7 protein-coding genes and 1 pseudogene are annotated in these 7,204 nt (G+C 36.3%); 2 read left to right on the top strand and 6 right to left on the bottom strand.

Annotation, left to right across the window (positions count from 1 at the left end):
• Together QZ359_RS00040 and argR are read right to left on the bottom strand one after the other, a co-directional pair.
• Window positions 1-1,085: pseudogene (locus QZ359_RS00040) on the bottom strand (DNA mismatch repair protein MutS); the annotation flags it as partial.
• A 50-nt stretch (window positions 1,086-1,135) separates the two neighbouring features.
• Window positions 1,136-1,582: an arginine repressor gene (gene argR / locus QZ359_RS00035; RefSeq protein ID WP_001231476.1), complete on the bottom strand. Its 447-nt coding sequence runs from the start codon at window positions 1,580-1,582 to the stop codon at window positions 1,136-1,138.
• A gap of 135 nt (window positions 1,583-1,717) precedes the next feature.
• On the opposite strand from argR, the gene argS reads away from it, so the two are divergent.
• Both argS and QZ359_RS00025 read left to right on the top strand, forming a co-directional pair.
• Window positions 1,718-3,409 (top strand): arginine--tRNA ligase, encoded by a 1,692-nt coding sequence (argS, locus tag QZ359_RS00030; protein WP_261219538.1) that lies wholly within the window; start codon window positions 1,718-1,720, stop codon window positions 3,407-3,409.
• Window positions 3,410-3,912: 503 nt separating this feature from the next.
• Entirely contained in the window at window positions 3,913-4,158 is a 246-nt protein-coding gene (locus tag QZ359_RS00025) for a hypothetical protein (RefSeq protein WP_023943963.1), read from the top strand.
• 142 nt (window positions 4,159-4,300) lie between these two features.
• Here QZ359_RS00025 and QZ359_RS00020 read toward each other — a convergent pair whose 3' ends face one another.
• The 4 genes from QZ359_RS00020 to QZ359_RS00005 all read right to left on the bottom strand — a co-directional run bounded on the left by QZ359_RS00020 (window position 4,301) and on the right by QZ359_RS00005 (window position 6,954).
• A complete protein-coding gene (locus QZ359_RS00020) occupies window positions 4,301-4,609 on the bottom strand; it encodes a hypothetical protein (protein WP_023943965.1) in 309 nt (102 codons plus the stop codon).
• A 75-nt stretch (window positions 4,610-4,684) separates the two neighbouring features.
• Window positions 4,685-5,101 carry a hypothetical protein gene (locus QZ359_RS00015; RefSeq protein ID WP_023943967.1) on the bottom strand — a complete coding sequence of 139 codons (417 nt, stop codon included), beginning with the start codon at window positions 5,099-5,101 and terminating at the stop codon, window positions 4,685-4,687.
• Window positions 5,102-5,129: 28 nt separating this feature from the next.
• Complete coding sequence (locus tag QZ359_RS00010; protein ID WP_261219539.1) at window positions 5,130-6,284, bottom strand: FtsX-like permease family protein; 1,155 nt, start codon at window positions 6,282-6,284, stop codon at window positions 5,130-5,132.
• Window positions 6,274-6,954, bottom strand: coding sequence for an ABC transporter ATP-binding protein (locus tag QZ359_RS00005; RefSeq protein ID WP_000891279.1), 681 nt, complete (start codon window positions 6,952-6,954; stop codon window positions 6,274-6,276). The genes QZ359_RS00010 and QZ359_RS00005 overlap by 11 nt, the downstream gene beginning before the upstream one ends.
• Window positions 6,955-7,204: the final 250 nt, after the last annotated feature.

Genomic DNA, 7,204 nt, shown 5'->3' with positions numbered 1-7,204 from the left:
ACACTAAACAAGGTAGTCGCCAACTGCAAGAGATCCTTAGGATTGGTTTTGCCAAAAGAAACACGACTAGCCAAGCGCTCAATGTCATAAACACCCTTGAGACTGTCTGTCAAATCACTACGCTCAAAGAAATGGTCGAGAAAGACCTGCACCACTTCTTGGCGTTGGACGATTCGTTCCTTATCAATCAGGGGACGATGAATCCAAGACCGCAAGAGCCGCATACCCATAGCTGTTTTGGTTTCATCCAAAAGCCAGAAAAGACTGCCTTGCTTCTTGCCTGACCGAGCATTCTCGACCAAATCCAGACTAGCCTTGGTCGCATAATCCATCTGCAAGAAATCCTTGATTTCATAGCGGATAACAGGTTTGAGGTGGTTCAATTCCCTCATCTGTGTCCGATGAACATACTGGAGCAACTTACTAGATGCCGCTTGCTCCACAGCTGCTAATCGTGAATCCAGTAAATGAAGGTCTTCAAAACCTTCTTTTTCATAGGAAAGTACCAGATTCATCTGACGACTAAGGATTTGTTCCTCTTCCTCAGACAAGTCATAGCCCAGCACCACTTCTCGAGCCTTGAGATTGCGGATTTCCCCACAAACCAGCGTGAAATCCAAAAGACCTGTCACATAAAAGTCACCCGTCACCAGGTCCATATAAGCTAGACCAAATTGATTCCCATCACGGTCTATGGCAACCAAAAAATTATTCTGACTATCCGGCTTACTGCTATCGACCACTGTCCCTGGCGTAATGACCTGAACAACCTCTCGTTTCACAACCCCAACTGCTTGTTTAGGATCTTCCATCTGCTCTGCGATAGCCACCTTATAGCCCTGCTCAATCAAGACATCAATATACTGCTGGGCAGAATGATAGGGGACACCCGCCATAGGAATCGGATTGTCCGCATTCTTGTTGCGACTCGTTAAGGAAATTTCCAGAATCTGCGCAGCATTGACCGCATCCTCATAAAATAATTCATAAAAATCACCCATACGAAAGAGCAAAAAAGCATCTGGATATTGCTTTTTAATATCCACATACTGTTGCATGCCGGGTGATAACTTTTCTGTCACCATTTTCCGTCTCTCCTTGTCAAAAATAAGTCTTGAGAGTAACTCCCAAGACCTTACTTATCTTTCATCAAATCTAGCAAACGATCTTCCATGAGTTTGGCAACGTGCTGGTCTCGACAAATGACCAATAAGGTATTGGCACCAGCAACTGTTCCTAAAATCCATTCATCCTTGTTTGCATCTACAATATTTGCCAAAACAGAGGCTTCTCCCAATTTAGTATGAAGCACCAAGGTAAACTCTGCTCTTGCAACACCTTCTAAATGATGAGACAAAAATTCCACCAAATCAATCTTTTCTGTCTCATTTGCTAGTACATAATACACCATATCATTTTTCTTGACCTTGGTCAAGCCGATTTCGCGCAAATCACGAGACAGGGTTGTCTGCGTCACAAAAACATTGTGCGCCTCCAACCGATCTTGAATTTCTTTTTGTGTACTTAATTTCTCCTCAGTAATCATTTTTTTTATTAACTGATGACGATCTCTTTTTCTCATAAAATCCTCTTATGTGAATATTTATAACTAATTTTATAACTATATTATACCAAAAAAATAGGAGATTTCAAAAATTTTTTCTTCTTTCTTTAAAATTGTGATAAAATAGTAGAAAAGTCCAAAAAGGAGCTCTTAATGAATACAAAAGAATTGATTGCTAGCGAATTGGCTAGCGTCATTGATAGCCTGGACCAAGAGGCTATTTTAAATTTACTGGAAACCCCTAAAAACTCAGAAATGGGAGACATTGCTTTCCCTGCTTTTTCTCTTGCAAAAGTCGAGCGTAAAGCACCTCAAATGATTGCGACTGAACTAGCTGAAAAAATTAACAGCCAAGCCTTTGAAAAGGTTGTCGCAACAGGCCCTTACGTTAACTTTTTCCTTGATAAATCTACCATTTCTGCTCAAGTATTACAAGCTGTTATCACTGAAAAAGAACACTATGCTGACCAAACTATTGGCAAACAAGAAAATGTTGTTATCGACATGTCTAGTCCCAATATCGCTAAACCATTTTCTATTGGTCACCTACGCTCAACTGTTATCGGAGATAGCTTGTCACATATTTTCCAAAAAATCGGTTATCAAACAGTCAAGGTCAATCATTTAGGAGACTGGGGTAAGCAGTTTGGGATGCTGATTGTTGCCTACAAAAAATGGGGTGACGAAGAAGCTGTAAAAGCTCATCCAATCGATGAACTTCTTAAACTCTATGTCCGCATCAATGCTGAGGCTGAAAATGACCCAAGTTTGGATGAAGAAGCACGCGAATGGTTCCGTAAACTTGAAAATGGAGACGAGGAAGCTCTCGCTCTTTGGCAATGGTTCCGTGATGAAAGTTTAGTGGAATTTAGTCGCCTTTACAATGAACTGAAGGTTGAATTTGACAGCTACAACGGAGAAGCCTTCTACAACGATAAGATGGATGCAGTTGTAGACATTCTTTCTGAAAAAGGCCTTCTTGTTGAATCAGAAGGTGCCCAAGTTGTGAATCTTGAGAAATATGGAATTGAACATCCAGCCCTTATCAAAAAATCTGATGGTGCAACTCTCTATATCACACGTGACTTGGCTGCAGCCCTTTACCGTAAAAATGAATACCAATTTGCCAAATCTATCTATGTCGTTGGCCAAGAACAATCTGCCCACTTTAAACAGCTCAAAGCTGTCTTGCAAGAGATGGGTTACGACTGGAGTGGCGACATTACTCACGTTCCTTTTGGTTTGGTTACAAAAGAAGGGAAAAAACTCTCTACTCGTAAAGGGAATGTCATCTTGCTAGAGCCTACAGTTGCAGAGGCTGTTAGCCGTGCCAAAGCTCAAATTGAAGCAAAAAATCCTGAACTGGAAAACAAAGACCAGGTAGCGCATGCTGTCGGGGTAGGAGCCATTAAGTTCTATGACCTCAAGACCGACCGTACAAATGGGTATGATTTCGATCTAGAAGCTATGGTATCCTTCGAGGGGGAAACTGGACCTTATGTTCAATACGCCTACGCTCGTATCCAATCGATCTTACGTAAAGCAGACTTCAAACCAGAAACAGTGGCTAATTACAGCTTAAATGATGCTGAAAGCTGGGAAATCATCAAACTCATCCAAGACTTCCCACGTATTATCAACCGTGCGGCGGACAACTTTGAACCTTCTATCATTGCTAAATTTGCAATTAGCCTGGCTCAAGCCTTCAACAAATACTATGCACATACGCGCATCTTGGATGAAAGCCCAGAACGCGACAGCCGTCTAGCCCTCAGCTACGCAACTGCAGTCGTTCTCAAAGAGGCCCTTCGCTTGCTTGGAGTAGAAGCGCCAGAGAAGATGTGATTCAGTACTAACAATTGGAACTAAAGTTCCTAATTGTTAGACGCTAGCCGCTTATATGCGGACTAGCTAACTGCTTCACTAGTCATGGTCTCTAAATATAATCGATTTAGAGACCATGACGTCGTAATCTTTTAATCACTTTATTGTAAAGTAGTCTAAGTAACTAACGCCAAATCCTATCAGGTATTTGGCTATGCGCTTCACTAGTAAAGAAACATAAATATTATCGATTTATGTTTCTTTACGTCGTAATTAGAGATACTTGTCTAAACGCTTTACTAATTCATCTAACCCAATAATATCGATTTGGTTTGGTTCATGTCGTAATATTTTAAATTACTTGATTGCAAAGCAATCTAAGTAACTAATACTAAAGCCTATACGGACTTTGGCTTAGAGGCCTATCAAAAATCTTATCAAGTTTTGCTGACTTGTTCTGCTATTTTGAATTGACTAATTCAATTTACTCACTACTACTTCTTTATCATACAGGGAGATATCCTATGAGCCAATATGCTTATGTCCTAGTTGTAATTAGCTTGGTATTCCTTTTTCTACTCAATAAGTACGAAAAAGAACGACTTCAAAGGCTCTACCAAGAACAACTTTTGAAGGATGAAACATTTAGGGCTGACATCAAAGAGAAAATTCACACTACTGAAAACATCAATGATGTCATTGCTTACATCAATAAAACTTATCATCTAGGAATGTTGCTATCAAAAGACATTACAGATCAATTGAAATAAACCTAGCTATTCTTTAAGAAATATCAAAACCGAGACTAAGAGTTTAATACTTAGGCTCGGTTTTTAGTATGTTCAATTGAAACAAGTATTGAAAACTTGTTGTAGCAATTCTAATATAGGGATGGATAGACTTTCAAAAATATCATTTACAAATATTTTTAAAGAAATTAAACTCCCTATATTTACTATTCTTATAGACTGTTAAATCAATATCCTCTACAACTTCTTTCACATCTATATTGACATCATAGGGCAAAGAAAGAAAATCTAAATTATAAAATTCTGTACTCATCTCTTTTAAAATAAGAAGTTCTAACAAGTATCCCTCCACTCTGATTTCAACTTGAATTGTCTTAGACATGAAATTTTTTAGAATCATAAAGTCCTTTACTTGCTTTCTATTAGGACCGACATACTCAAATCTTTTTCGTTCAAAAATAATTTTCTCCAAATGTTACACCATTTCAATAATATCATTTTCTAAAAATAACTGCAGAAGCAATTCTTCTTTTTAATGCAGGCTTCATTAAAATTTCCCTTGTTTAATTCTCCCAAAATATTTTGAAATAGTGCAAATAAAAGCTCCTAGTAAAAATTCCTGCAAGAAAAATCCAAAATAAGTTCCTAACTGTAAATTTCTATTAAATGTAAATACGGAAGTTTCAGATTGAATCGTATTTTGTTCTATAAGCGTCATAGGAGTAACTCTGAAAATTCCAAACATCATTAAGGCATAGATCATTCCAAAAATAATTAATAACACCCAGCTGTGCTTACTTCTAGAAGAAATACTTCCCGATAACAAAGCTAATAATATTGATGGTATAATTTGTACAAACAGCATAAATTGAAAAAGATTAAAATTATCTAGTGTAAAAAAACATATTGTAAATTCCACAATTAGCAATAGAGAAAATACTCTATCTATTTTTGTAAATTTCATTTTACCTCCTTTAAATTCACATCCATCATTACCTTAGACCTTCAATAACATTTTTATTTGCTGCAACCATTGCAGGCATAATACTAAATACAATTCCAAATACGCCCGTTGTGAATAGAGTAATCAAAATATGATCCAGAGTTAATGTCGTAACAAAACCACTCATGTTCATTAAAACAACAAATAATATCGCTACTCCAATACCAGTTATAGCTCCCAGAAGCGATAAAAGAATCCCCTCCATCATATACGATTGATAAATATCAGATTTTTTAGCCCCTAAAGCTCGACGAATGGCTATCTCCTTGCTACGTTCGCTAACAGAAGACAACATAGCATTCATAACCCCAAAACCAGCTACAAAAATTGAAATGCTTGATAAAAGTGCAATGAAATTTAATATTGTAGTAGCTTGGGCCTTTGTTTCCTCATATACCCTTCTATTATCTATATATGCATAGGTTCCTTCCTTACGGAATGTTCCATAAGTATCTAAAGCAGATAAAGCCTTATTTATATTCTCCAACTGATTAGTTTCTACCACTAATTCATCAAAATATTCTCTTCCTCCTAAAAGTAACTCTTTGATTTCATTGGTAACCAATAAAGAAGGTAATCTTTCATTAACAGCTGATCCATAATATATTGCCTGAATTGGATATTCTTTTCCAGATATATTGATAGTCTCTCCTAAAAAAGTTTCAATATTTTCCTTTCGAGTCAATGACATGAGAGCCTTATCGCTAATAGCGACACCTCCATCTAGTTCCTCTAATGCTCTCCCTTTTAATAAAGCAGGCACAACTAAACCATTCTTATTCAAATCGCCTAATGTTCGAAAACTAAGATTCTGCTTAGAATCATTAAAATACGTTTCAGCATACAAAGCATAAGAGCTGGAAGAAAGTCTTGCATGTTTTCCAATAGTTTGCTCAACCAATTGTTTATCTTCCTGTGTAAACCCTCTAATATCCAACATATTCTGAGGAGTATAAGTCATTGTTGCTGTGTCTTCTTCTATCTTTAAATCATTACCTAATGTAGAAGTTGTATAGGAAGAACTTGATAGTATTACTAATAAAACAAATGTTGCCACTGTGATGGCTAAGGATGTCAGAATACTTTGTCTTTTATTCCTCTTTAACAGCTTTAGAGTATCTATTAACAGCTTTTTAAACTTCATGTAATCCTTCTCCTTCAGATGTTAGATACCCATTTTTCATTCGATACCTTGTTCTACAATGACTGGCAACAAACTCATCGTGAGTTACTACAATAATTGTCGTTCCAGAATGATTCAAATTTTGTAGAATTTGCAATATCTCATTCCTATTTTTCTCATCTAATGCACCTGTAGGTTCATCCGCTATAAGAAATCTAGGTTTATGAGCAAGAGCTCTAATTAAAGCAACTCGCTGCTTCTGTCCGCCTGATAAATGACTTGGGTACTCATTCATCTTATCTATAAGTCCTAAGTCTTGTAATAAACTATCAATGTATTCTATATCTGGCTGTTGGTCAGAATATAGGAATGATAATAAAATATTTTCTTTAACAGTATATTCATCAATAAGATGAAATTGTTGAAAAACAAATCCAATATCACGATTACGGTAACTTGCTTGTTGATTTTCATTTAACTTCTCAATACTTTTTCCGTCTAATATATATTCTCCTTCAAATTCAGAATCAATCAGTCCCAAAATATTGATAAATGTCGATTTGCCCGAACCTGATGGTCCCATTATCGATACAAATTCTCCTTCAACTACCTTAAAATTTATTTCTCTTAAGACATTATTTTTTAGCGTCCCTTGTCCGTAACTTTTGCTAATATTTTTTAGTTCTAACATAGACCTTCCTATTCTATCTTTATTATTTATAAATCCAAAAAATGGCAACAACTAGCACTAACATATTTTCTCTCCTTATTTTTTCTACAGGATTATTATACTTCTATGTTACACATTCGCCAAGGTCATAAATGTCACTAATTTTAACAACTTATCTACTAATGAGTACTCAATTAGTATAAAAAGAAACTAGATACGAACTCAATCTAAGGGAAAAACATAATAACTCTTTAAACCTGTCTCTTATACA

It is taken from the genome of Streptococcus sp. (assembly GCF_019414905.1).
In the GTDB taxonomy this organism is placed as follows: domain Bacteria; phylum Bacillota; class Bacilli; order Lactobacillales; family Streptococcaceae; genus Streptococcus.
The sequence above is the reverse complement of the archived record's forward strand: the minus strand, read 5'-3'. Positions and strand labels throughout refer to the sequence as shown.